Source organism: Aeromonas salmonicida subsp. salmonicida (assembly GCF_001643305.1).
In the GTDB taxonomy this organism is placed as follows: domain Bacteria; phylum Pseudomonadota; class Gammaproteobacteria; order Enterobacterales; family Aeromonadaceae; genus Aeromonas; species Aeromonas salmonicida.
This window is the reverse complement of record NZ_LSGW01000115.1, coordinates 11,933-36,597: the sequence shown is the minus strand read 5'-3', so window position 1 is coordinate 36,597 and position 24,665 is coordinate 11,933. Positions and strand designations below refer to the sequence as shown.

23 protein-coding genes are annotated in these 24,665 nt (G+C 58.2%); 7 read left to right on the top strand and 16 right to left on the bottom strand.

The window, feature by feature from the left end; translation table 11 throughout:
• Positions 1-157: 157 nt before the first annotated feature.
• Both AXW79_RS20875 and AXW79_RS20870 read right to left on the bottom strand, forming a co-directional pair.
• Positions 158-655, bottom strand: a complete 498-nt coding sequence (locus AXW79_RS20875) for a DUF523 domain-containing protein (protein WP_005318207.1) — start codon at positions 653-655, stop codon at positions 158-160.
• Positions 652-1,302, bottom strand: coding sequence for an NUDIX hydrolase (locus AXW79_RS20870; protein WP_011898224.1), 651 nt, complete (start codon positions 1,300-1,302; stop codon positions 652-654). Before AXW79_RS20870 ends, AXW79_RS20875 begins: the two co-directional genes overlap by 4 nt.
• 74 nt (positions 1,303-1,376) lie before the next feature.
• Here AXW79_RS20870 and AXW79_RS20865 point away from each other — a divergent pair, with 74 nt between their 5' ends.
• From AXW79_RS20865 to AXW79_RS20845, 5 genes are all read left to right on the top strand, one after another.
• The gene (locus tag AXW79_RS20865) at positions 1,377-2,012 is read left to right on the top strand and encodes a nicotinamidase (protein ID WP_005318202.1); all 636 of its coding nucleotides are present in this window, start codon (positions 1,377-1,379) and stop codon (positions 2,010-2,012) included.
• Positions 2,013-2,101: 89 nt separating this feature from the next.
• Positions 2,102-3,280: a nicotinate phosphoribosyltransferase gene (pncB, locus tag AXW79_RS20860; RefSeq protein WP_011898223.1), complete on the top strand. Its 1,179-nt coding sequence runs from the start codon at positions 2,102-2,104 to the stop codon at positions 3,278-3,280.
• A gap of 124 nt (positions 3,281-3,404) precedes the next feature.
• Positions 3,405-4,250: a putative selenate ABC transporter substrate-binding protein gene (locus AXW79_RS20855; protein WP_005318198.1), complete on the top strand. Its 846-nt coding sequence runs from the start codon at positions 3,405-3,407 to the stop codon at positions 4,248-4,250.
• Positions 4,247-5,008 carry a phosphonate ABC transporter ATP-binding protein gene (locus tag AXW79_RS20850; RefSeq protein ID WP_005318196.1) on the top strand — a complete coding sequence of 254 codons (762 nt, stop codon included), beginning with the start codon at positions 4,247-4,249 and terminating at the stop codon, positions 5,006-5,008. Before AXW79_RS20855 ends, AXW79_RS20850 begins: the two co-directional genes overlap by 4 nt.
• The gene (locus tag AXW79_RS20845) at positions 5,008-6,543 is read left to right on the top strand and encodes a PhnE/PtxC family ABC transporter permease (RefSeq protein WP_005318194.1); all 1,536 of its coding nucleotides are present in this window, start codon (positions 5,008-5,010) and stop codon (positions 6,541-6,543) included. Before AXW79_RS20850 ends, AXW79_RS20845 begins: the two co-directional genes overlap by 1 nt.
• A gap of 104 nt (positions 6,544-6,647) precedes the next feature.
• Here the strand turns inward: AXW79_RS20845 and AXW79_RS20840 are convergent, their stop codons facing one another.
• The 9 genes from AXW79_RS20840 to rph form a co-directional block, all read right to left on the bottom strand.
• Entirely contained in the window at positions 6,648-7,256 is a 609-nt protein-coding gene (locus AXW79_RS20840; RefSeq protein ID WP_005318191.1) for a thiol:disulfide interchange protein DsbA/DsbL, read from the bottom strand.
• 377 nt (positions 7,257-7,633) lie between these two features.
• Complete coding sequence (locus AXW79_RS20835; protein WP_005318188.1) at positions 7,634-8,623, bottom strand: serine/threonine protein kinase; 990 nt, start codon at positions 8,621-8,623, stop codon at positions 7,634-7,636.
• A gap of 84 nt (positions 8,624-8,707) precedes the next feature.
• Positions 8,708-10,159 carry a cytochrome c oxidase accessory protein CcoG gene (ccoG, locus tag AXW79_RS20830; RefSeq protein ID WP_005318186.1) on the bottom strand — a complete coding sequence of 484 codons (1,452 nt, stop codon included), beginning with the start codon at positions 10,157-10,159 and terminating at the stop codon, positions 8,708-8,710.
• A 196-nt stretch (positions 10,160-10,355) separates the two neighbouring features.
• Positions 10,356-10,619: a YihD family protein gene (locus AXW79_RS20825; RefSeq protein WP_005318183.1), complete on the bottom strand. Its 264-nt coding sequence runs from the start codon at positions 10,617-10,619 to the stop codon at positions 10,356-10,358.
• Positions 10,620-10,649: 30 nt separating this feature from the next.
• Positions 10,650-11,804, bottom strand: a complete 1,155-nt coding sequence (locus AXW79_RS20820) for a GGDEF domain-containing protein (protein ID WP_170321051.1) — start codon at positions 11,802-11,804, stop codon at positions 10,650-10,652.
• A gap of 84 nt (positions 11,805-11,888) precedes the next feature.
• Entirely contained in the window at positions 11,889-12,278 is a 390-nt protein-coding gene (cueR, locus tag AXW79_RS20815) for a Cu(I)-responsive transcriptional regulator (RefSeq protein WP_005318178.1), read from the bottom strand.
• Positions 12,279-14,708: a heavy metal translocating P-type ATPase gene (locus tag AXW79_RS20810; RefSeq protein WP_005318176.1), complete on the bottom strand. Its 2,430-nt coding sequence runs from the start codon at positions 14,706-14,708 to the stop codon at positions 12,279-12,281.
• Between the two features lie 189 nt (positions 14,709-14,897).
• Positions 14,898-15,551, bottom strand: coding sequence for an orotate phosphoribosyltransferase (gene pyrE / locus AXW79_RS20805; protein ID WP_005318174.1), 654 nt, complete (start codon positions 15,549-15,551; stop codon positions 14,898-14,900).
• A 69-nt stretch (positions 15,552-15,620) separates the two neighbouring features.
• On the bottom strand, positions 15,621-16,343 hold the full coding sequence (gene rph / locus AXW79_RS20800; RefSeq protein ID WP_005318172.1) for a ribonuclease PH: 723 nt from the start codon (positions 16,341-16,343) through the stop codon (positions 15,621-15,623).
• 290 nt (positions 16,344-16,633) lie between these two features.
• Between rph and AXW79_RS20795 the strand changes: the two genes are divergently transcribed.
• Positions 16,634-17,497, top strand: coding sequence for a YicC/YloC family endoribonuclease (locus AXW79_RS20795; protein ID WP_005318170.1), 864 nt, complete (start codon positions 16,634-16,636; stop codon positions 17,495-17,497).
• 167 nt (positions 17,498-17,664) lie between these two features.
• Positions 17,665-18,729, top strand: coding sequence for a glycosyltransferase family 9 protein (locus tag AXW79_RS20790; protein ID WP_005318167.1), 1,065 nt, complete (start codon positions 17,665-17,667; stop codon positions 18,727-18,729).
• Here AXW79_RS20790 and AXW79_RS20785 read toward each other — a convergent pair.
• From AXW79_RS20785 to AXW79_RS20765, 5 genes are all read right to left on the bottom strand, one after another.
• Positions 18,704-19,756, bottom strand: coding sequence for a glycosyltransferase family 9 protein (locus AXW79_RS20785; protein ID WP_005318164.1), 1,053 nt, complete (start codon positions 19,754-19,756; stop codon positions 18,704-18,706). The two genes, AXW79_RS20790 and AXW79_RS20785, sit on opposite strands and share 26 nt — an antisense overlap.
• Entirely contained in the window at positions 19,753-20,436 is a 684-nt protein-coding gene (locus AXW79_RS20780; protein ID WP_005318162.1) for a glycosyltransferase family 25 protein, read from the bottom strand. Before AXW79_RS20780 ends, AXW79_RS20785 begins: the two co-directional genes overlap by 4 nt.
• Entirely contained in the window at positions 20,433-21,644 is a 1,212-nt protein-coding gene (locus tag AXW79_RS20775; RefSeq protein WP_005318160.1) for an O-antigen ligase family protein, read from the bottom strand. Before AXW79_RS20775 ends, AXW79_RS20780 begins: the two co-directional genes overlap by 4 nt.
• A gap of 6 nt (positions 21,645-21,650) precedes the next feature.
• Entirely contained in the window at positions 21,651-23,411 is a 1,761-nt protein-coding gene (locus tag AXW79_RS20770) for a polysaccharide deacetylase family protein (protein ID WP_005318158.1), read from the bottom strand.
• A gap of 90 nt (positions 23,412-23,501) precedes the next feature.
• A complete protein-coding gene (locus tag AXW79_RS20765; protein ID WP_005318155.1) occupies positions 23,502-24,623 on the bottom strand; it encodes a glycosyltransferase in 1,122 nt (373 codons plus the stop codon).
• Positions 24,624-24,665 lie beyond the last annotated feature (42 nt).

Genomic DNA, 24,665 nt, shown 5'->3' with positions numbered 1-24,665 from the left:
AGACCCCTCGCCAATCCAGCTCTACCCGGCAGCAGGGCTGGCCTTCAGGTTGGTGACCATGGCAACAGTTTGAGAGTGGTTTTCAGGAATGGCGGAATGCGCGCTGGCAGTAAACTGACGTCGTGCGGGCACAAGTGATACAGGCCGATGCTATGGGTCAGTTTGGCGTTGAGTCCGCCTCCTTGGCGGTTGCCGAAGCAAGCGCCAAGGCCAGTTCTGGCAACTGCTCCTCGCGGAACACTGCAATGCCGTTGCGACGCAGCAGGGCCGTGGTCTTGCCCTCACCCGCCACTGACACACCTTCGAAGCGGCCGTTATAGATACGGCCGCTGCCGCATGAGGGGCTCCCCTCTTTCAGCAGCGCGAAGCGAATCCCCTGCGCCTGACAGAGCGCAAGAGCCAGCTCGGCACCGCGATCGAACTCGGCCGTCACATCCAGTCCGCTCGCGGTCAGCACCAGATCACCCTGCCGCTCGGCAGGGGGGCGCGGAGTCGGCAGTCCGCCTGCCACTTCGGGGCAGAAAGACTGCGTTCGCCCCTCGGCGCCAAGCTCATTCAGCCAGTCGCTGACAATCCCCTTGCTCTGGCCATCGTAACGTACTGGCTGACCCAGCAAGCAGGCACTCACCAGCACCCGGGGCGGCGCTTTGCTCATGCTTCTGCCCCGTGCATCACCTGATCGAACATGACGCAGCAAGGGCTCTCCAACCGGTAGAGGATGGCAGGGCGCTGCTTGCCGGTCCGCTTGCGGCCGGTATCCACCAGAATGTCGGCGCGATGGATGCGCTTGCGAAACGCCGCCGTGTTCATCGGAGTTTGCAGGATGATTTCAAAGGCGCGCTGCACTTCGGAGAGAGTGAACTCGGGCCCCAGCAGTTGCAGCGGCAAGGTGCTGTAGCGACTCTTGATCCGCAGTCTCTCCAGCCCTCTGGCTATAAGCTGGGTATGATCGAAGGCGAGGCTGAGGCCGGGCAGGGCCGAGAGTGGATGCCAGCAACCGTGCACGGCTTCGACTTCCGGATCGACCAGACAGAGGTAGACCAGCGCGGTGGACCAGCCACGGGGATCCCGCTCCAGATTGCCGAGAGTGCAAACCTGTTCGCTGTAGCAGTGGCCGAGCCCCCACTCCGCCAGCAGGCGATGGCGAGCCGTGTCCAGGTCCCGATCCCGAGTCTCGTCGATGCGCAGTGCCGGCAGTTGCCAGCAGTTGGCAAAGGGGGGGTGATCGCGGGTTTCGAGCAACAGCTCGAGCCGCTCCTCGTACAACCGCAGCACCACCATATCCAGACTCATTCTCAGCATGTCGATCGCCCTGCTCGCCTTCCATTAATGTTTGGTAGATAATATCACACGAATAGTATGTGAAGGAGCCAATCATGGGAACCGTCGCCAGCCTGGATATTGATGCGCAGAAGGGATTTACTCCCCTCTGCCCGAACGAACTGCCCGTCGTGGGCGGGGATGATATTGTGGCTGCGCTCAACGCTCAGGCCACCCTCGCCACGCTGCGTATTGGCAGCAAGGACTCCCATCCCGCCAACGCAGCCTGGGCCGTCAGTGACCCAGCCGGCATGTTGTTGCCGCTGGATTTGCCCAATGCCGACCTCACCTGGCCGGTACACTGTGTGCCCGGCACCCAAGGCTTCGAGCTGCTGGATGGCCTGCCCGCCCCCATCGATTACGACTTCTTCGTCTGGAAGGGGGTCGAGCCGGATCTGCACCCCTACGGCACCTGCTTCCACGACCTGGCCGAACGGCGCAGCACAGGGCTCATCGAATTTCTGCAGGCCCGCAAGGTCGATACCGTACTGGTCGGCGGCCTCGCCACCGACTACTGCGTCAAGACCAGCGTGTTGCAACTGCGCCACGCCGGTTTTCGGGTGATCGTCCATCTCGATGCCTGCCGTGGCATAGCCCCGGATACGGTTGCCAGTGCTCACTCCCAGATGATCGAAGCCGGGGCCGAGCTGGCCCAGACCCTGATGGATGTACAACGCCTGCTGGATGCCTGATATGCCGCCGATTCTCACCAGCCTGCCCGATACCGGTGCCTGCAATCTACACATGTGGCCGGCATTCGCCCGCCTGCGGGGAGCCTGATATGCCGCCGATCCTCACCAGTCTGCTCGATACCGATGCCTACAAGCTGCATATGCAGCAGGCGGTGTTCCACCGCTATCCTGATGCCGAGGTGGTGGCCGAATTCCACAGCCGCAACGAAGAAGATCTGTTGCCCATGATGGGCCAGATAGAGGAGCAACTGCGTCTCGCCGGCTCCCTGCGGCTGACCAGGCCGGAACTGAATTTTCTGGCCGAGCGCCCCTTCTTCACCGCCGACTACCTGGATCACCTGCGCCGCAAGCCCCTCGATGCCTCCCTGCTGCAGGTATTCGAGCAGGATGGCCGCATCAATGTGCGGGTCGAGGGACCCTGGCAGGATGTGATCCTGTGGGAAATCCCTGTGCTCGCCATCATCAGCGAGATGCGCAACCGCTTCCGCTATCCCCAGTTTGGCGTCAACCAGGCGCTGGATCGGCTCGATCAGAAGATCGACAAGCTGGAACAGGACCTCAGCCCGGAAGAGATGAGCGAGTTCAACCTCATCGACTTCGGTACCCGTCGCCGCTTCTCCCATGCGGTGCAGGATGCGGTAGTGGGCCGTCTCAAGGAGCGGCTGCCGGCATTTCGCGGCACCAGCAACTACCTGCTGGCCCAAAAGTACCAACTACCTGCCGTGGGCACCCAGGCCCACGAGTGGTTCCAGGCTCACCAGCAGCTCGGCTTCCCGCTCGAGCACAGCCAACGCGCCGCCCTCACCAGCTGGCTGGACGAATTCACCAACCACCTCGGCATTGCCCTGACCGACTGCATCACCATGGACGCCTTCCTGCGTGATTTTGACTTTGAGCTGGCCAGCCGTTATCAGGGTCTGCGCCACGACTCCGGCGACCCTGTTATGTGGGGCGAGAAGGCCATCAGCCACTACCAGCGCCTCGGCATAGACCCCACCGACAAGACGCTGGTCTTCTCCGATGGGCTCAACCTCGACAAGGCGGTGCAGCTGTTCCGCCACTTCCGTGGCCGCATCAACACCAGCTTCGGCATCGGCACCAAGCTCACCTGCGATCTGCCCGGTGTCAGCCCCATGAACATCGTCTTCAAGCTGATGGAGTGCAACGGCGGCCCGGTCGCCAAGATCTCCGACAGCCCGGGCAAGACCCTGTGCCGGGATGCGGACTTCATCCGCAACCTCAAGCAGGCCTTCCACGTCGGGGTGTAACGTGCCTTTTTGAGGAGCCCATCTTGCGCAGAGCGCCGGTGGCCCCCTACCATGACCCTCTTGAAAGGTCCGACTGGTGTCGGGCCTTTCTCTTGCCCGAACGACAGACCACAAGGAACTGCCCATGACCTCTAAATGGATATTTGCCCTCACCACACTGCTGGCCAGCCTAGGCGCCACTGCCGCCGAACCGCTGCGGGTATCCGCCATCCCGGACGAAGCCCCCACCGAGTTGCAGCGCAAGTTCGCCCCGCTGGGAGAATATCTGGCCGAGAAGACGGGGCGCGAGGTGGTGTTCGTACCGGTCAACGATTACGCCGCCGTGGTCGAGGCGCTGGCTGCCGGCAAACTCGACATGGCCTGGCTCGGGGGTTTCACTTATGTGCAGGCCCATCGTAGGGCCGACAAGGTAGTGCCGCTGGTCCAACGCCAGGAGGATGCCCAGTTCACCTCCAAATTCATCGCCAATGCCGACAGCGGCATCAAGACCCTGGCCGACACCAGGGGCAAGGACTTCGCCTTCGGCTCCCCCTCCTCCACCTCGGGTCACCTGATGCCGCGCCACTTCCTGGCCGAGCAGGGCATCAATCCGGAACGTGACTTCGCACATGTCGCCTTCTCCGGCGCTCACGACGCCACCGTTGCCTGGGTCGCCTCCGGCAAGGTGCCGGCCGGTGCGCTCAACGCCTCCGTGTGGGACAAGCTGGTGGAAGAGGGCAAGGTCGATACCGCCAAGGTGAAGGTGATCTGGACCACGCCGACCTACTTTGATTACAACTGGACGGTGCGCGGCGACCTGGATCCGGCGCTGCAGGAGAAAATCAAGCAGGCCTTCCTCAGCCTGGATCCTGCCGTCCCGGCCCAGGCCGAGATCCTCAAGCTGCAACGGGCCAGCCGTTTCATCGAAACCAAGCCCGAGAACTACCAGGGCATAGAAGCGGCCGCGACCCAGGCCGGTCTGCTGAAGTGATCGCCGTTGCGCTGAATGGAGCAGGGCTGCGGCTCGGCGAGAGTCGCATCCTGCATCCGCTTCGCTTGCAGATCGAGGCGGGGGAGTGCGTCGCCATCATAGGACCGAGCGGCGCGGGCAAGACCAGCCTGCTGCGGCTGATCGGTACAGAGCTGCGCGGTGAGCTGGCACTCTCCCTGTGGGGGGAAGATCCCTGGGCCCTCTCCACCCGGGCCCGCCAGCGGCTGCGCAGCCGGATCGGCATGGTCTGGCAGCAGCCTCCGCTGCCCGCCTCCCAGCCGGTGGTGACTGCCGTGCTGGCTGGCAGACTCGGCCAGTGGTCCCTCGTTCGCGCCCTGCTCTCGCTGCTGCGCCCCTGCGATCCGGACGGTGCTCGGGCCGAACTGGCCCGCCTCGGCCTCGCCGACAAGTGGCAGCAGCGCTGCGGCGAGCTCTCCGGTGGCCAGTTGCAGCGAGTCGGCATAGCCCGGGTGCTCTATCAGCAGCCGGACCTGATGCTGGCCGATGAACCCGTCTCCGCCCTCGACCCCGTACTCGCCCAAAGCAGCCTGGATGCCCTGCTGGCGCAAGCCCGCACGCACGGCAGCACGCTCATCGCCAGCCTGCACGCGGTCGAACTGGCCCTTGAGCGCTTCCCCCGCATCATAGGCCTGCGCGAGGGACGGGTGCAGTTCGACTGCCCCGCCACCGCCGTCACCCCGGCCATGCTGGGCGCCCTCTACGCCGGTGACCAGGAGGCACTGCCGTGCGTCGGCTGATGAGCCGCTGGCACCATCCCCTACCTTGGCTGCTGGCCCTGGTCGGCTACAGCCTGTGGCAGCAGGCCGACGGCTGGCTGGGCCTGCTCGATGGTCAGAGCTGGCGGCAGATGGGCAACTTTCTCGCCACCAGCTGGCCACCCCGCCTGGATCAGGACTTTCTGGCCCTGACCCTGACCGCTACCCTGCAGAGTCTGGCCGTGGCGACTCTGGGGCTGGCCGGTGCCCTGCTGCTCGGCATTCCGTTCGCCTTGCTCGGCTCCCGCGCCCTGTCGCTGGCCGAGCTGGGGCCTATCCCCAGCCCGCTGCGCGGCGCCTTGCGCGCCTTCAGCCGGCTCATCGCCATTCTGCTGCGCAGCCTGCCCGAGCTCATCTGGGCGCTGCTGTTCGTGCGTCTGTCGGGGCTCGGGCCCCTGGCCGCCATCCTGGCCATCGCCGTCAGCTACGGCGGCATGCTGGCCAAGGTCTACAACGAGATCATGGAGAGCGGCGCCCTGCAACCGGCCCGCGCCCTGCTACTCGGCGGCAGCGGCCGCCTGCAGGCGCTCTGGTACGGCGTGCTGCCCGCGGTGCGCCAGGAGCTGCTCTCCTACACCGTCTATCGCTGGGAGTGTGCTCTGCGCGCCTCCGTTATCATGGGTTTCGTCGGTGCTGGCGGGCTCGGCCAGCAGCTCGAACTCTCGTTGCGCATGTTTGCCGGTGGTGAGGTAGTGACCCTGCTGCTGGCCTTCATCCTGCTGGTGACCCTGGCCGACGGCCTCAGCGCCTGGCTGCGCCACACCCGCTCCCCCGGCCTGCAACTGCTTGCCTGCCTGGGGCTGGCCAGCGCCATGGCACTCCACCAGCTCGACTGGCGCATGCTGAGTTTTTCCTTCGGCGGGCTGGGCCGGTTCATCGGCGAGTTTCTGCAACCGGACTGGTCGGGGCCTTTTCTGCGAACAGTCGGCCTTGGCCTGCTCGATACGGTGCAGATGGCATTGCTGAGTACCCTGTTGAGCGCCCTGCTGGCCCTGCCGCTGGCCTGTCTCGCCCGCCACTGCTGGCCACTGAGGCTGCTGTTCAACCTGCTGCGATCCGTGCCGGAGCTCATCTTCGCCAGCCTGCTGGTGATCGCGGTCGGGCTGGGGCCGGTGGCGGGCATACTGGCGCTTACCCTGCACACCACGGGCGTGCTGGCCCGGCTGTTCGTGGAGACGCTGGAGAACGCGGATCAGGCCCCTCGCCTCGCCTTGCAATTGAGCGGCTCCGGCCCCACGGCCAGCTTCTGGTACGGGCTGTTTCCACTGGTGTCACGCCAATGGCTGGCCTACAGCCTCTATCGCGGCGAGATGAACCTGAGGGCCGCTACCATACTCGGGGTGGTGGGCGCAGGGGGGCTGGGGCAGCAGCTCTATGTGTCGCTCAGCCTGTTCCGTTACGATCAGGCAGCCACCCTGATCCTGGCCATCTTGCTGCTGGTCTGGCTGGCTGAGGGGATCAGCCGCCGCTCCCGTTTGCCGCGCCCAGCCCCCTCCCAGCGAGACTGCCAGATCTGAATCGGGAGCAAGCAGCCGGCGTTGAGCTGGTCAGGCTCCAATCCCGATAAACAAAAAGCCCGCCGGTTTGCACCGGCGGGCTTTTTTCATGGGTTACTGCGGGATCAGTCTTTCTTGGCCAGCAGGAAATTCACCAACTGGCTGAACTGTTCCTGAGAAGTAATGGATTCGATCTTAACCATGTACTTGCCGTTGACCAGGAAGGCCGGCACACCGCGAATGTTGTAGCTCTCGGTGTTGCGATCAAACTGGGACACCATGCCGGATACGGCGAAGCTGTCGACGGCACCGTCGAACTCTTCAGCCGGCACGCCGTTATCCAGGAAGATCTGCTTCACATCCGCGCGGCTCTGCGGATACTGGCGTTGGGTATGGATCTTGTTGAAGATAGCCGGGGTCAGCTTGGCTTCAACATTCAGCAGGCTGGCCAGGGCATAGGCGCGCTGCATTTCCGGACCCATCTCGCGGCCCAGGAAGGCCACCGGGTTCTTCTTGAGGGGAACGCCTTCTGGCATCCCCGCTTTCAACTGTTCAACGATCGGCTCGAAGGTCGCGCAGTGCGGGCAGTAGTAGGAGAAAAACTCCACCACTTCCGGCTGGGCACTGCCTGTCTGTTTGACCACGTCATAGTTAACGCCTTCCTTGAATTCGGGGGCGGCGTGAACCATGGGGATCATCAGCATGGCAGCGAGGAAAAATAGTACTTTTTTCATGACGTTTCCTGTTAAGGGATCACTGTGAGGCACGCCCGGCGAACCGAAGCAGTGCCAAGCCTATTGCGTCACCACTCAGACGTCAATGGCAAAGGGCCACACCAGCAGGCGCTACGGCAGAGAGCGTCATCGACAGACAATCGCTGTGGGCTTATGCCGACGCGCCCTCGCTCACCACCCCGGTGTCAGGGTCAAAGGTGGTGCCTTGAGCGCGGCCAGTTGATCGTGCGGCAGGTATCGCGAGCTGTGGGCACCCATCAGCACTCTTGATATGTCACCACCCTGGCGTCAGGGTCAAAGGGGGTGCCTTGAGCGCGGCTAGTTGATCATGCGGCAGGTATCGCGATCTGCGGGCACCGATCAGCACTCCTGATATGTCACCACCCTGGCATCAGGGTCAAAGGTGGCGCCTTGAGCGCGGCCAGTTGATCATGCAGGGTCGCAATCTGCTGACGCCAGTAATGGTCGGTATTGAACCAGGGGAAGTGACGGGGAAACGCAGGGTCGTCCCAGCGCCGTGCCAGCCAGGCCATATAGTGAACTATGCGCATGGCCCGCAGCGGCTCAATCAAGGCCAGCTCGCGCGGGTCGAACTCCATGAACTCCTCATAGCTGGCCAGCAGGGTGTCGAGCTGGATTAACTGCTCGTGGCGCTCGCCGCTCAGCATCATCCAGAGATCCTGGATAGCGGGGCCGGTGCGGCAGTCGTCGAGATCGACAAACATGGGGCTATCACGCCACAGAATATTGCCCGGATGACAGTCACCGTGCAGGGAGATCTGTGCCACATCCAGAGTCATGGCATCGCAGACGTGCTTGATCAGCTCGTCGAGTACACCGAAGAATTGCTTGGCCAGCCCGCTCGGCAGCCATTCACCGGATGCCAGCAGCTCACGCGGTTCGTGCAGCATGCTCTCCACATCCAGTCGGACGCGGTGATGGAAGGATCGGCTGGCACCGATCTGGTGAATCCGGCCAAGGTAACGTCCCACCCACTCCAGCTGATCCAGGTTGTCCACCTCGAACTGGCGGCCACCCACGCTCTGCCAGATGGCAAAGGGGTAGCCCTGATGCTCCAGCAAGGTTTCGCCCGCGAAGGAGAGCGGCGCAGCGACCGGGATCTCCGCCTCATTGAGTCGGGCGGCAAAGTCGTGCTCTTCCAGGATCTGGGCGCGACTCCAGCGACCGGGACGGTAGAACTTCACCACATAGCGGCGGCGCTCCTCGTCCTGAAACTGATAGACCCGGTTTTCGTAACTGTTGAGCTCGATGAGGCCGGAGTCGAGTCGCAGACCGCTGAGATCCAGCGCATCCATGATGAGGTCGGGAGTAAGGTCGGAATAGTTGAAACGCATGTCATCCACCATTAAAAAGGGGCGCCGTTGCGCCCCATTCTATCACCACTAAGCTCAATGGCGTTCCAAACCAATCAGTTGCACCAACTATTCCCATTACAGTCGGCTGATAAACTTGCTGGCCTGACGCAGTGTGCCCTTGCTGTCATCGGCTGCCGCCCCATCCCGTTTCAGCACGAACTGTATATCCAGGGTCGGCTTCTTCAGGTTGAAGGGATCGACCGCCACGCTCACCGGCAGGGTGTAGATCTCGCCCGCCTTCAGGGTCACTTCGCGGGGGCCGAACCACTCGTGCTCCGGCAGCCCTTCCACATCCAGCTGATAGGTCTGGGCATGCAGTGTCTTGTTGAGGATTTTGAGGGTATAGGTGTTCTCGATGAGCCCCTCGCTGTTCTCGCGGAACAGCTGGTTGCGATCTCGCAGTATGTCGAGCCCCATGGGCATGATGGACATGGCGTTGTAGACGAACACCCCCAGCATCATGACCATCACCAGGCCATAACCGAGCAGCTTGGGCCGCGCCACGTGGGTGCTGTTATGGGCCAGCTTGTGCTCTGTGGTGTAGCTGATCAGCCCTTTCGGATAGCCCATCCGATCCATGGTCTGGTCGCAGGCGTCGACGCAGGCACCGCAGTTGATGCACTCGTACTGCAGGCCGTCGCGGATGTCTATGCCGGTCGGGCAGACCTGAACGCAGAGGTCGCAATCGATGCAATCCCCCAACCCCAGCGCCTTGGGATCCGCTTTGCGGCTACGGGCACCCCGGGTCTCACCACGCTTGGTGTCGTAGCCGACGATGAAGGTGTCCTTGTCGAACATGGCTGACTGGAAGCGGGCATAGGGGCACATGTGGATACACATGATGGCACGCATCCAGCCGGCATTGCCGTAGGTACAGGCCGTGAAAAACAGTACCCAGAAGATGACCCAGCCACTAGCCTGCAGGGTAAAGAAGTCGGGCACCAGCTCGGTCACATCCTGGAAATAGGCGACGAAAGTGAGACCGGTACCGAGGGATAGCAGGATCCAGGCCAGATGCTTGGCCCCCTTGCGGGCCAGCTTCTCGCCACTCCAGGGGGCGGCATCCAGCTTGCGCCGCTTGTTGGCGGCGCCTTCCAGCTTCTCTTCAAACCAGATAAACATGAAGGTCCAGACTGTCTGCGGGCAGAGATAGCCGCACCAGACCCGGCCGAGGAAGGTGGTCACGAAGAAGAGGGCAAAGGCGGCGATCATGAAGATCCAGGCCAGCAGGGTCAGATCCTGCGGCCAGATGGTGGCACCAAAAATGTGGAACTGCTGATGGCCAACATCGAACAGCACGGCCTGACGACCGTCATAGCGCAACCAGGGCAAGGCAACGAAGAGCACCACGAAGAACCAGCCCATGATCTTGCGCATCCGCTGCCAATAGCCGGTCTGTGCCCTCACGTAAATGCGGTTGCCTGGATTGAACCTGTCATCGCTGGCTTTGAACGTGTTCGGGTTGAAAGTCCCGGTGACGCTCTTGTCAGTCACATCCTTGATATCGATTTTTTCATGATCGGCCATTGCAAGACACAGCTCCCTTATTTGTTATGGAGCGGATTATATCTTAAACAGCCTGCTAATTGTGTGGGTAAGATGTATCTAATGTTCGAGTCGTGTCGCAATTTTCAGCAACAAAAAAGGCATATCGCCGGTTGACGATACACCTCTCGTTGAGATTCTCTTGAAACTACTCAGCCCGGTTTGTACCGAGCCGGGATCACTTGATGCCGCGAGCCTTGAGCAGGGCTTCCTTGAAATCGGGCACATGATCCTTGGCCAGACCCGGGATCATCGCCTGCTTGTCGGATTCCCGCATCTTGAGGTGGTAGATCAGCATGTCGTCGGTCAGGTCGGACAAGGCGCCGTCATAGCCAGCTTCCGCCGCCAGTTTGGCAACAAACTGCACCAGGCTGAGATCCTGTTCCTTGATCCAGGCAGGCTGCAACAACTCCAGCAGCTCTTCGATACGATGACATTGCATAGACAACCTCTTTAATCTGTCATGTGAAACTCAGGCAACCTTACCCATCAAGGCTACTTCGATACGATCCCGCCCATTATGCTTGGCCTGATAGAGGGCCGCATCCGCTTTTTGGATAAGCTCTGCGATGGAGCCGCTCTGATCCGGCACCAGAGTGGCGACCCCGAAGCTGCAACTGACCCGGCCAGAGACCAGGGATTTCTGGTGGGGGATACCCAGATCCTTGAGGGCCATTCGCACGTTTTCGGCAATCTGCAAGGCCCCCTGCATGCTGGTACAGGGCAGCAACAGAGCGAACTCCTCCCCGCCGTAACGAGCGGCGAGATCATCCTCGCGGCGCTGCACCTCGGCCAGCAGAGCAGCCACCCGTTGCAGACACTCGTCACCCTGCTGATGACCGTAGAGATCATTGAATTGCTTGAAATAATCCACATCCACCAGCACCAGCGACAGGGGCGCCCGGGCGCGATGACAGCGGCGCCAGGCCCGCTCGAGGCAATAGTCCAGGTGGGCACGATTGGCGATGCCGGTCAAACCATCCAGCCGGGAAGTGAGTTTGAGGTGTTCGGAGACCAGCTTCAACTCGGCCACCAGATCGGCGTTGGAGAAGCGGTGGTAGAGGGAGGCGACCTGATCCCGCCGCAGACGGCGCAGCAGGGTCGGCAAGAAGACAAACAGATAGCCTGCCAGCATGCAGGAGACGATCCGCTCCTGCTCGTTGCCGGCCCCCAGCTCGAACAGCATGGCAAGCCCGAGTGGCAAGACGGCGCCATAGAGGGAGCGGCGGCTGCCAAACAGCATGATGGCACTGCCGGTGAGGATCAGGCTGGAGAGCATCATCATGGCGGCACGATAGGTGTCGGGCAGCTTGTCCATGTAGAGCAGCACACCGAGCGCCCAGATGATGGAGGTAATGGTGACCCCGATGAACAGCTCGCGTTCCAGCACTGGCAAGGGGGTCTGCGTCAGACTGGACTGACGCCAGCGCAGGTGCCAGCCACGACACAGCAGCAGCAGGCAGACCAGTGCCAACCAGCCGAGCGCCTCGCCAGCGGGCAGGTAATCGTGGAACAGCAGGCTCCAGCCGAGTGCCAGCAGGCCCAGGCAAGGCAGGCTGAATGAGGAGTGAGTATAAAGCTGGGCCATGATGGCCTGCTTCACCTGACGTGTCACACTCTGAGTCAACTGCATGCTCCCTGTACAAGAGCCGCACAGTCTACCACTCCCCCTTCCGGGCCAACAATAAAACGTCTGTTATTAAGCGGTTAGTCAACCGCGCTCCAGCTCGTCCAGAATAGGACACTCAGGATTTTCGTCCCCGTGGCAGCAACAGACCAGCCCTTCGAGGGAGGTCAGCATGGCTTGCAAGCCTGCGATGCGGCTGCGCAGATCAACTATTTTCTCCTGCGCCAGCTTCTTCACCTGAGCGCTGGTTCTGTGCTCGTTCCGATAGAGCGCCAACAGCTCCTGGCACTCCTCCAGATTGAAGCCTGTCTCCCGCGCACGCTTGACGAAGCGCAGCTCCCGCAACGCGCCCTCCGTGTAGCTGCGATAACCGTTGTCGCTGCGTACAGGGGCTGAAATGAGGCCGATACTCTCGTAGTAGCGAATCGTCTTGGCGGTCAGCCCCGTGGCCTTGGCAACCTTGCTGATATTCATTTATGTCTCCTTACCAATCTGGATGAGTGCTGATGTGTGCGCCGCCTTGGGCTGCCAGCGTTTCAGTAACAGGGAATTGCTCAAAACGGTAATGCTGCTCAGGGCCATGGCCGCCCCCGCCAGCTCGGGGCTGAGATAGCCCAGCGCCGCCAGCGGAATGCCGATGATGTTGAACACGAAGGCCCAGAACAGGTTCTGCTGTATGGTGCGCCAGGTGGCTGCCGAGATGTCGATGGCATCGGCCACCAAGCGAGGGTCAGATCGCATGAGAGTGATGGAGGCGGTCTCCATTGCCACATCAGAGCCGGAGCCCATGGCGATCCCCACATCTGCCGCCGCCAACGCAGGGGCGTCGTTCACCCCGTCCCCCACCATGGCCACCAGCCCCTGGGTGCGGGCGCGCAGCGCCTCTACCTTGTCTACCTTGCCGGCGGGCAGCACAGAGTCAAAGGCTCCGTCCAGCCCCAGCTTGCCGGCGATATGGGCCACGGGTGCCGGCGCATCGCCGCTCACCAGCCAGCTGGCGATGCCGCGCTGGCGCAGGGTGGCGATGGCTTCCGGGCTCTCTGGCCTCAGGGTATCGGCCAGGGCGGCGATACCGACGGCCACGCCGTCGATGGCGACCCAGACCCGGGTCGCACCGTCAGCAGGCTCTTCATCCTGCAGCGACTGATCAATCCCGAGCTGAGCCAGCAGAGATGCATTGCCGATAGCGACCGAGTGGCCTGCCACTTTGCCGAGGATGCCGGCACCGACCCGTACCTCGACCTCGTCGGGCTGAGGCAGTACCACCTCCTTGCCGACTGCCTCGCGCATCGCCAACGCCAGCGGATGCTCGCTCGCCTGCTGCAAGGCGGCCGCGAGCCGCAACTGCTCGTCATTGCCGCTCCAGCTCGCCAGCACGGGCCGCCCCTGAGTGAGGGTACCTGTCTTGTCGAAGATCAGCGCCTTGATGGCGTGCGCCTTCTGCAGGGTATCCACGTCTTTGATCAGAATGCCGTGACGGGCCGCCACCCCGGTGCCTGTCACTATGGCTGCCGGCGTCGCCAGCCCCAGCGCACAGGGACAGGCGATCACCAGCACGGCCACGGCAGCCAGCAGTGCCTGACCAAAGTCGTTGCCGATGGCGTACCACACCAGCAGGGTGAACAGGGCGATGGCCATCACCACAGGCACGAACACGGCGGAGACCTTGTCCACCAGCTGTTGCAACGGTGCCTTGCCCATCTGGGCGCTCTCCACCAGGACGATGATCTTGCTGAGGCTGGAATCCTCCCCCACTGTGGTGGCTTCGATCTCCAGCACGCCGGAGCGGTTGATGGCGCCGCCCAGCACGCCCTCCCCGATACCCCGCGGCACCGGCAGGCTCTCGCCGGTGAGGATCGACTCATCGAGATCGCTTGCGCCGCTCACTATCTTGCCATCCACCGGCACCCGCTCGCCCACCAGCACCCGCAGCCTATCGCCGCGCAGCACCTCGTCGATGGCCAGGCTCTGCCAGCGCTCGCCACGCCAGACGGTGGCGGTTTCCGGCCGCAGCGCCATCAGCTCGCGAATGGCGGACTGGGTACTGCGGCGGGCACGGGCCTCCAGCAGTTTGCCCAACGAAATGAGCGTGATGATGATGGCGCTCGCTTCGAAATAGAGTTTGCCGCTGGCGGCCACGCCTAAAGTCAGCAGCAGGTAGAGGCTGTAGAAGTAGGCAGCACTGGTGCCGGTCGCCACCAGCACATCCATGTTGGCGGAGCGATTCTTGATGGCGAGCCAGGCGCCGCGATAGAAGCGGGCCCCAATCCAGAACTGCACCGGGGTAGCGAGCACCAGCTCCAGCCAGGCGGGCATATGCCAGGGCAGCAAGCCCGCCATGGCGATCATGCCCACCAGCAGCGGCAGGGTCAGCAGGGCCGATATAACAACCTGAAGCAACGCCTGGTGCGCGGCGGCGGCTTCCTGCGCCTCCCGCTCCTGCAACTGCTGGCGGCGACCACTGGCAGAGCCCTGCGCCAGTTGGGCGCCAAAGCCGAGCGCCTCTATCCGTTCGCGCAACGAGGCCGGCGTCTGCATACCCGGCACCAGCTCGATGCGGGCCTGCTCGATGGAGAAATTGACCTCAGCCGAAATAACCCCAGGCAATGCCGCCAACATCTTGTTGAGACGTGCGGAGCAGCCGGCACAGGTCATGCCGCGGATCTGGAAGGAGAGGGTCTCGTGGCCGTAGCCATAACCCTGCCCGGTAATGCTGTCGAGTACTTCGGGCAAGCGGGCCGGATCGCTCAACTCGATAGCTGCCTGCTCCAACGCGAAGTTGACGGTGGCCGTTACTCCCTCAAGCTGGTTAAGGGCAGTGCTGATGCGGCTGGCGCAATTGGCGCAGCTCATGCCGCTGAGCGGCAGTTGCAGATGAATGGGGTCTTGAATCTGGGTGGTCATGGTCTCCTCCTCGGAACCAATCGGCCAAACTGGCTGCCGACTGACAAACCCTAACCTTTACTGTAAGGGTAAGCTCAAGCCACGACACGCACTTTTTAAACATAAAAAAACGGCGCCCGCCCCTGCCGGATTACCCGGGCAAGAGGCGAGCGCCGATGCATGGCTTGTTAGCGCTAGAACAACGGGCGATTAGATGCCGTACTGGGCGCGATAAGCCTGCATGGCTGCCAGTTGTACCGCCAGCTCAGGCTGCTCTGCCTGTTTCTCTTCCAGATAGGCGATGAGATCCCCCATCTGGATGATGGCGATGATGTGGGCGCCGTAGTCACGCTCCACCTCCTGGATGGCGGAGAGCTCACCCTTGCCCTTCTCCTGACGATCCAGCGCGATCAATACGCCAGCCAGGGAGGCACCGTTGGCCTGGATCAGATCCATGGATTCGCGGATGGCGGTCCCGGCGGTGATGACGTCATCCACCAGCATGATGCGCCCTTTGAGCGGGCTGCCCACCAGATTGCCGCCCTCGCCGTGATCCTTGGCCTCCTTGCGGTTGAAGCACCAGGGCACATCCACATCGTGTTGCTCCACCAGCTGCACGGCAGTGGCGGAGGCGATGGGGATCCCCTTGTAGGCCGGGCCAAACAGCACATCGAACTCGATGCCGCCATCCATCAGCGCTGCGGCATAGAAGCGGCCGAGGCGGGCCAGATCGCGGCCGCTGTTGAACAGACCGGCGTTGAAGAAGTAGGGGCTTTTACGACCGGATTTCAGGGTGAATTCACCGAATTTGAGGACCTGTTTCTCCAGGGCGAACTCGATAAATTGACGCTGGTAGGCTTTCATTCTGGCTCCTTGCTTGGCTTGTCGTTTACTTGTGTGGGGGTATAAAAAAACGCGGCCAATGCCGCGTTTTTAAAATAAAGAGAGTGACTGCTTCTGCAGCGCAATGATCTCTTCAATGCCGCCCTTGGCGAGCCCCAGCATCGCCAGCAGCTCCTCATGGGTGAAGGGCTCGGCCTCCGCGGTGCCCTGCACCTCTATGATGCGACCATCCTCGGTCATCACCACGTTCATGTCGGTCTCGGCGGCGGAGTCTTCAATGTACTCCAGATCGCAGATGGCTTCGCCCTGATACATGCCGACGGAGACGGCGGCGATCATCTGCTTGAGCGGGCTCTGCTTGATCATGCCTTTCTCAACCATCCAGTTCAGCGCATCCACCAGCGCCACGCAGGCACCGGTAATGGAGGCGGTGCGGGTGCCGCCATCGGCCTGCAGCACGTCGCAGTCAACTGTGATGGAGTGCTCGCCCAGCGCAGTCAGGTCTACCGCCGCACGCAGGGAACGGGCGATCAGACGGGAGATCTCCAGAGTACGGCCACTCTGCTTGCCGGCGGCCGCTTCGCGGTTCATCCGAGAGTGAGTGGAGCGCGGCAGCATGCCGTATTCGGCAGTGACCCAACCCTGACCCTTCCCTTTCAGGAAGCGCGGTACGCTGGTGTCGACGCTGGCGGTGCAGAGCACGCGAGTGTTACCGAACTCCACCAGCACTGAGCCTTCTGCATGTTTGGTGAAATTGCGGGTAATGGTAACCGGGCGAAGTTGCGCGGCACTGCGATCGCTTGGACGTGACATGGAACGGACCTCTGGGCTGGCTCAAATTGGCGAAGGAGTATAAGTGATCCAGCCCCAAATATCAGCCGCTAAGAAGCCCTTCATGATCGGTCAAGAGCAGTCATCTCAAAGGTGAGGAACCACGCAGAAACCGGCGCCTATCACCCTTGTTCATGAGCCAGGGCAGCACCGGGCCCGGCTCAACACTGTCCCACAAAAGCCGGAACGGGTTCTAAAGCCACCGCTATGGCTGACGGGACAAGTCTGGCTGAGTATACTGGCCCCACACTTCATCAAGCCCGGAACAATCAATGATTCACAGCATGACCGCCTACGCCCGCAAGGAATTCAAGGGCGACTGGGGCACAGCCGTTTGGGAAATTCGTTCGGTCAACCAGCGCTATCTGGAAACCTATATCCGTCTGCCGGAGCAACTGCGCAGCCTGGAGCCGGTGCTGCGTGAGCGTTTCCGTGCCAAGCTGCAACGCGGCAAGGTGGAGTGCAACCTGCGTTTCGAAGCCGCTCAGGCGGCCGCCAGCCAGCTGCACATCAATGAAGAGCTGGCCAAGCTGATCATCGACAGCGCCAACTGGGTAATGAAAGAGGCAGGCCAGGGCCAGCTCAACCCGGTTGACGTGCTGCGCTGGCCGGGTGTCATGGCCGCCGCCGAGCAGGACATGGACGCGGTTGCCACCGAGCTGCTCGGCGGGTTTGACCAGACCATGGAAGACTTCATCGCCTCCCGCGCCAGTGAAGGGGCCAACCTCAAGAACTTGATCCAGCAGCGTCTGGATGGCATTCAGGTGGAAGTGAAGAAGGTGCGCATACACCTGCCGCAGATCATCGAGTGGCAGCGCCAGAAGCTCACCGATCGCCTGACCGAGGCCAAGGTGGAGCTGGATCCGGCCCGTATCGAGCAGGAAATCGTGCTGCTGGCCCAGAAGATCGACGTGGCCGAAGAGCTCGATCGCCTGGAGATGCACATCAGCGAAACCATCAAGATCATGAAGAAGGGGGGCGCCTGTGGCCGTCGTCTGGACTTCATGATGCAGGAGTTCAACCGCGAGTCGAACACGCTCGGTTCGAAATCCATCAACGCTGACGTGACCCAGTCCGCCGTCGAGCTGAAAGTCCTCATCGAACAGATGAGAGAGCAGATCCAGAACATAGAATGATGGATGCAAGAAGCCCGTCATCGACGGGCTTCTACTTTGTGTTCGCACTACGCCACCATTGGCTTGAGCCAGATCGGATTTTCACTCAGAGCCGACAGCATCTGACTCGCTTGTGCGGTATGCTGGCACGCTGATGATCAACAACGACCTCTATTGAGGCCTGCCTTATGAAATACCTTGTAGTACAAACCAAGCAGATAGGGGATGTCCTGATCTCCACCGCGCTGTGCAACAACCTCAAGCAGAACGAGCCAACCGGGGAAGTTCACTATCTGGTCATGGACTATTGCGCGGGTATGGCGCAGGGCAATCCCAATATCGATCGACTCATCGTCATCGAGAAAGCCAGGCGCAACGACTGGCGTTACATGAAGGACCTGCTGCTGGATATCCGCCGCGAACACTATGACGTGGTGGTCAACAGCCAGGGCCAGATGATCGGCCTGCTGACTTGCCGATTCTCCGGTGCCAAGTTGCGGATAGGATTTGACTCCTTCCCCTGGCGACTCGGCCACAACCGCATAGTACGCTTTCGCAAAGACACCGAATTCCAGGGCAACAGCACCCTGGTTGACGACAGGTTCTCGCTGCTAAAACCCCTCAACCTGGCCAGGGAAGATCGCAATTACTATCTCTGGCTGAGTGAGGAAGAAAAACAGCAGGGACGTGAAACCTTGCAAACAGCCGGCATCGATCCCTCGCGACCCTTGATCGCCATGGGGGTCAACTCGCTGGGGCACTACAAGCGCTGGCCCATCGACTGCTTCGCCCAAGTTGCCCAATGGCTCATCGAACAGCACAACACCCAGATCTTGATCTACTGCGGGCCGGGAGAAGAAGAGTACAACCGCAGCCTCAAACCGCTGCTGTCAACCGAGCTGCAGGCCAGCGTGTTTGACCACATCAAGACCCGCTCGGTGCGGGAACTGGTGGGTCTGTTCGCCCATTGCCAGCTGTTTGTCGGCAACGATACAGGCCCGCGCCACATGGCCCAGGCCATCGACCTGCCCCTGCTGACCATAGTCGCCCCGGGCGGCGACAAGATCATCGCCAACCCGGTCAACCACCCCCGTTATCAAGCCATCGATATCTTCGATGCCAAGGGGGCAGAAACTGACCAGCTATCAGCACTGAATAAAAATGGCACGAATGAACAACTCTATCGCCTCATTACTCCCGAGATGGTGACGGAAAGACTGAGTACACTTATTGCTCAATTGAAAGCAACATAGAAAGCGCATCAGATATTGCATGACTTTCTACATTGTTCATATCCGCATTGATGCCTGGAGAATGGCTAAATATCACCTTGGTTAAGGGTGAGGGACTTGGTAGCCATTGATTGAACTCATTCCCGTGTAGTGGGTAAATAGCGATTAGTGGTTTTTTGAGTCCGGCTGCGATATGAACGATGGCAGTATCGACCGAAATGACCACGTTGGCTGCCCGAATGCAATAAATTGCATCCTCAATTGTATTCACCCCTTCCAGTAGCGCCACATTGTTTACACCACAACCATTTATCATTTTCTGTGCATCCTCACGAGTGGCCGGTGAGGAAAGTAGAGCAAAATGACGAGTGGGGAAACACTGACCCAAAACAGTCAGCAATTCCGTTACCTTTCCTTGTGACATGGACTTGTAACGCGTGCTACCAAAAGGATTGATGATAATACTATTGTCGCAGCCATATATAACCTTGTCTCTAGCAACATCGGGGATAATATATGTAGTATCTACATCCATTAACCCTAACATGTTCAATAGATATGTATATTTCTCTTGAAATAGCATGCCCTTGGTAGTATCAGAGAGCTTTATATTTACCCGTGCGACATTATCATCCAGCGATGCGATATTGGTTGGTGATAACTTATACAAAAAGTATAAGTCTTTCATCTTCATCCCTTCGGTGAGATGTATTGCCAGATCCACATGAGGAATTGACAAGGCTATATCGCAAAGAGTTTTGTAACTTGGCCTTTTAGTTACTTCTATCACATGGTCAACACCAAACTCCTCTCGATACAAAGGTGCCAAGGCAGGGGAGGTAATAACAGTAATGAATTTATTAGGCAGCTTTTTCAGCTCTCGAAAGAAAAATGATGAGGCAAATGAATCGCCTATCTTGGCATCCCAACGAATAACTAAAATATGACTTATGTCTCCTTGCAAGCCAAGAGGGGTCTTCTTGTCAAAAAAAATAATTCCCAAGGCTCGACGAATCCGGTCGCGTAATAGCTGCAGATATCCAATCACGATTCGACCTCTCGATTAGCCAGATGAGGACCATAGTTGCGATCATCGATCGTTGTCTCAAACAATCCTACATCCATGCAGCTTGGCTCAACTCCGGATGCAGTCAGTCCATTCAATTGCAACCGCCCGGTCAGATAATCAGATGGCATTCTGATTGGATATGCCTTTCTTAATAATTTTTTAGCGCCAGACAATGTCAATATATAACCAGCAGTAGAGATTATCCCACGTTTAGAGCTACAACTTGGGGTGCGATATCTTGCAAGACGATATCCCTCGGGCAAAGGCTTCATCCATGGCCAACATTTAGCTTTGCCATGATACAAGAAAATAATCTCAGAATGACTCTTTGCAATGGCGCTCTCCATAATCGCGTTGAAGTGCATATGGAGATATATATCATCCTCCAGCACCACACAACGCTCTATGTTTTTTTCCACCATCATCTCATACAACCTGATATGACTCATGGCACAGCCTACTTCGCCCATACTGAGATCGTGACCACACGTCTCACGGGCAAGGGGAAAGTCAACATGCTGCAACTCAGCATCACTCAACGCTTTACCATCGACTGCATCGAAAAATGTAAATTCAAGGCCAAGATGCTTCATCTGTTTAATAAGCATTGCTCGCCGAGCTTGACTTCGAGAAAGACTAATGACAAATATCGGAATCATAATGCGCTCTTATTTTCTCTTAATTCAGACGAATACCAAATAAATATCATACTCAAGACATATAGATATAGTATGTCTTGATGTTCAAATGGTACGTCGCTGAATGCACTGATGGCAAAGGAAAGTGGAATCAGAACACATGCTGCATCTCCACCCATTTTTTTCATGGATAACCATAGAGGAAGGAAAAGGAATGCTACCAGCACGACAAAGCCTATCCCACCTCGAATAACCAAGTTCTGCATATATTGACTGTGAGCGTGTGCCAAGGCAGCATTCAGAGCCAATGGAGGAACCAATCCTCGCGCGACCTGCTCTTGTTTTAATGCATCAAAACCATTAGTACCCACTCCGGTAAGTGGTGCATCCAGAAACCCAAGCCAAGCACTCTGCCATGCAACGACCCTCAAACCCCACGAAGAGTTATACGATCCTTTTTCAGCAAAATTAAGATCAGAAACCGCATCTGCGACCCTGAGTTGTACCAATTGATTGGTATGGTAAGTAATGCCTATGGATGCGATGCACAACATAGCTATGGCAATATACTTCCATGGTTTAAATAACGCCTTGTAGCAAATGACATAACCAACGATACCACCGAGGGCCAACCAGCCCCCCCGACTCTGAGATAGGTAGAGAGCAAACAGGGCCGCCACCAAAGCGACCAAGGCGCCATACCTTATCCAGCGCAACAGTTGCCTCTGCTGGAACACAAACCAGTTCAATATCGCCAGTGTCAATGCAGCCTGCGAAAAGAGAATGGCATTGGTAAATCCTTCAACTCTGACAATACCACTCTGATATTGCCAGAGGCTCATAATACCCAAGCCAATACCTCCAGTGACAATCGCAGCATAGCCCAATGTCAACAGAACTGGCTTGCGTGGTATCATCAACGCAAACACGACAACGTAGAATAAACCACGCATCACACCATATTGATCACCATGGATCAGCCGGTTTACAAAAATCATGGCTGCATAGGCTGCCAATACCCAGAGAATACGCCGGTCCTCAAGCCCGACGTCTCGCTTTTTACCAACAAAGTAATTTAGCAGACCAAATACGGATGCCACGACGAGTAGATTGGAAAGAATTGTCTGGCCGGCTGGTACCAAAAAAAGGCCGCAAAAGGAAAACAAAATCACCAGCGCAAACAAGGCTGTCGTAGCTTTGTCGAGCAGTTCGAGGCTTCTAATGGACATCAATTATTATTTCCTGAATACGTAGTTGCCCCGAATCTTCCGCCACAGGCCAAAAACATCGGTACGAGGGAAAATGGCGATGCGACGGATCCGGTAGGGATCCTGATGCATGGCTCGGGGACCACTGTTGGTGGCTACGGCAAAGCGGTAACCAGCGGCCTGTGCCTGCTCCTTGGCGCTATCATCCATGTCCCCATAAGGGTAAGCAAACGACAGCAGCGAATAGCCAAGCAATGCCTCCAACTGTCGTTTATTTTCTCTTATTTCATGGGCTTGTTGCTCGGGGGGGAGCTTGCTCAGCCGTGGATGGGTCAGGGTATGGCCCCCAATCTCCACATGGCCGGAGGCCACCAGTGCTTTTATCTGCTCCCCATTCATCAGGGAAATCTGGGTATCCGGGTTGGTGGGGTGTTCCACGTCCCAGCGATTATGCTCCTCTCCCGTCACCACATATACCACGGCTTTGTAACCGTATTTTTCAAGCAATGGCAGCATGCGGGTCAGGTTGTCCTGGTAGCCGTCATCGGCAGTGATCATCAGGTACTTCTTGCCATATTCCAGGCGATGAATGAAGCCCCTGTCAGCCAGATCGCGGAAGGTCAGCGTCTCGTAGCCCAACCATTTCAGCAAGCGCAGATGCTTCTCAAACATGGCAATCGGCATCCAGGTACCATGCACCCCCTTCTCGCTGTCATGCTCGATAAAGCGGTGATACATGACGACAGGCATCTCCCGGCGCAGGGTCTCGACTACAGCATCCTGATAGACAGACTCCAGACCGGATACTACCCCTTGCAAGCCATACTCAGCCTGAATGCGCTGGCAAATAACGTCCGGCACACCCCGGCTGGCCAACGCAGGCAGAATTTGCGCCTTCAAGGCAGCGAAGTCGATAGCCAGATCCTTGGGGCCTATGTCACCAAAGTTGCTGGCCAGCGCCTCCGCCAGATTCTGTTCAGTCACCAGACCAATCGCCTTGGCCTCGCCGATGGCAAACGCAGGGCGCCCGCACAGCAGTGCCTCCATTGCGACCCTACCAGCCCCGATCACCAGATCGCAACCCGCCAGCAAGGCAGGCACATCATCCACATAGCCGACAAAATCGACCTGGTTCTGAAAGCGACAGAAACGCTCGGGCACCTGACTGCCGCTCACCACACGAACCTGACAAGTGTCCAGATCAAGCACCTCATCCAGCAGGCGATAACAGAGCTCGCCTTTGGGACCGCTCAGGCGACCTATGATGGCGATCACCGGCCTGGCATTGTCAGGCACCGGCACAGGCTGGAACTTGTCGGTCTCGATACCGTTGCGCAGTACCTGCACTATGTCCGGATCCACCCCCAGGTTGTCGATGATCTGGTGGGCTATGTCTTCACAGACAGCCACAGCCCTAAACCCAAGGGCATGGAAGGCCTTGCGAGAGGCGTGTACCGGCTGACGCCCATGTACCGTGGTAATCATAGGAGTACCGGTCAGTTTGCAGGCCACATAGCTGCTCCAGCCAGATGCACGGGAGTGGGCATGTACCAACTGGATATGATGCTTCTTGATGAGGTAGATGAGGTAAAACACATGCCAGAAACGGCGCAGTATGCTGCGCTTGTTGAAACGCAGCTTGAACACCGGCCCCAGGGTAGGCTTGGTCAGCGTATCCGATACGTAGCAAACCTGATGACCACGTCGGGTCAATTCGTTACCGACAGTGGTGGCATAGACCTCAGCTCCCGTCACTTCAAGCTGGGAGAGTGCCATCAATATGTTCATATTTTTCTCACCCACAACGTATTCTATACATCTCTCTACCATTTCATGAGAGAGCGGTAGACGAATTTCATCATGCCGATGAGGCGATGACTAGGTATTTAATAGTGTCTCAATATCTCGCATGCTGCGTTCGAAGCTGAAAAATTCAGATCGCTGCTTCGATAACTCAGCATAGCGTTCACGAATGGCATCATTCTCCAATAGCATTTTCAAACCATCAGCTAACGCTTGTGCATTCGCAATGGGTACCAAATGACCAAACTCCCCATTACTTAATGCCTCTTTGGGTCCGGTACAATCGGTTGACACAATGGGCTTACCGAGCGTCATCGCCTCAACCAGTACAACTGGATACCCCTCATAATGAGAAGAAATGACAAATATGTCACAACCTGCAATGTAGGGATAAGGATTGTCTTTGAAACCAAGCAGACTAGTATTATCACCCAGTTGATGCTCTGTGATATAGGCTTCCAGAGTCGACCTGTCCGATCCTTCACCAAGAATCGTCAAGTGATAATTCAATCCCGCAGATATGTTTATTCTGTGAGCATCCAAAAGAACATCAAATGCCTTTTGATCATTGAGCAAGCGACCAACAGCCAATACATTGAGCCCCGAACCAACTCTGATTTTCTGTTCGCCACCATCAATGATTTTTTTTAGATCTATCGGGTTGTAAATAACTGAGGTAATATCATTGAGAGCAGGGTAAAGACTCAAAACTGAATGCTTAGAACCTTCCGAAACACAGATTATTTGATCCATGCTCTCATATGCGACCTTCTCTATCTCTCTTGGCAGGGTATGATGCTTCTCCAGGTCTATATGTACCCATGCTATTTTTTTCTTGGGACCATCCAGGTGGGATAATAGCAAACTACTGTCACCCTCCAGAAAAGAAACCCCGACATCATACTCCTCAGGAAACGACATGTTGGCTAGCCATGGCTTTGATAGAACTGCATTAAGCCATCTTTTCTTTAGCGAATACATCATTCCTCTACGGACTAGCCCCGTAGGCTCTGCATCTAGCAGGTATTTTATTTTTACATGAGGTGGAATTTTTGATAGATACATTCCCTCACGTTTCAATAATAACAACGTGACGTCATATTTGATATCATCAAGACTATTGACAATATTAACCAATACCTTTTCAGCCCCTCCCCCCCCCAATGTCTCCATCAGGAATAGCACTTTCTTTTTCATACTTAAAGTCACTTCAATTGGAGGTTTTAATACTAAAAATAC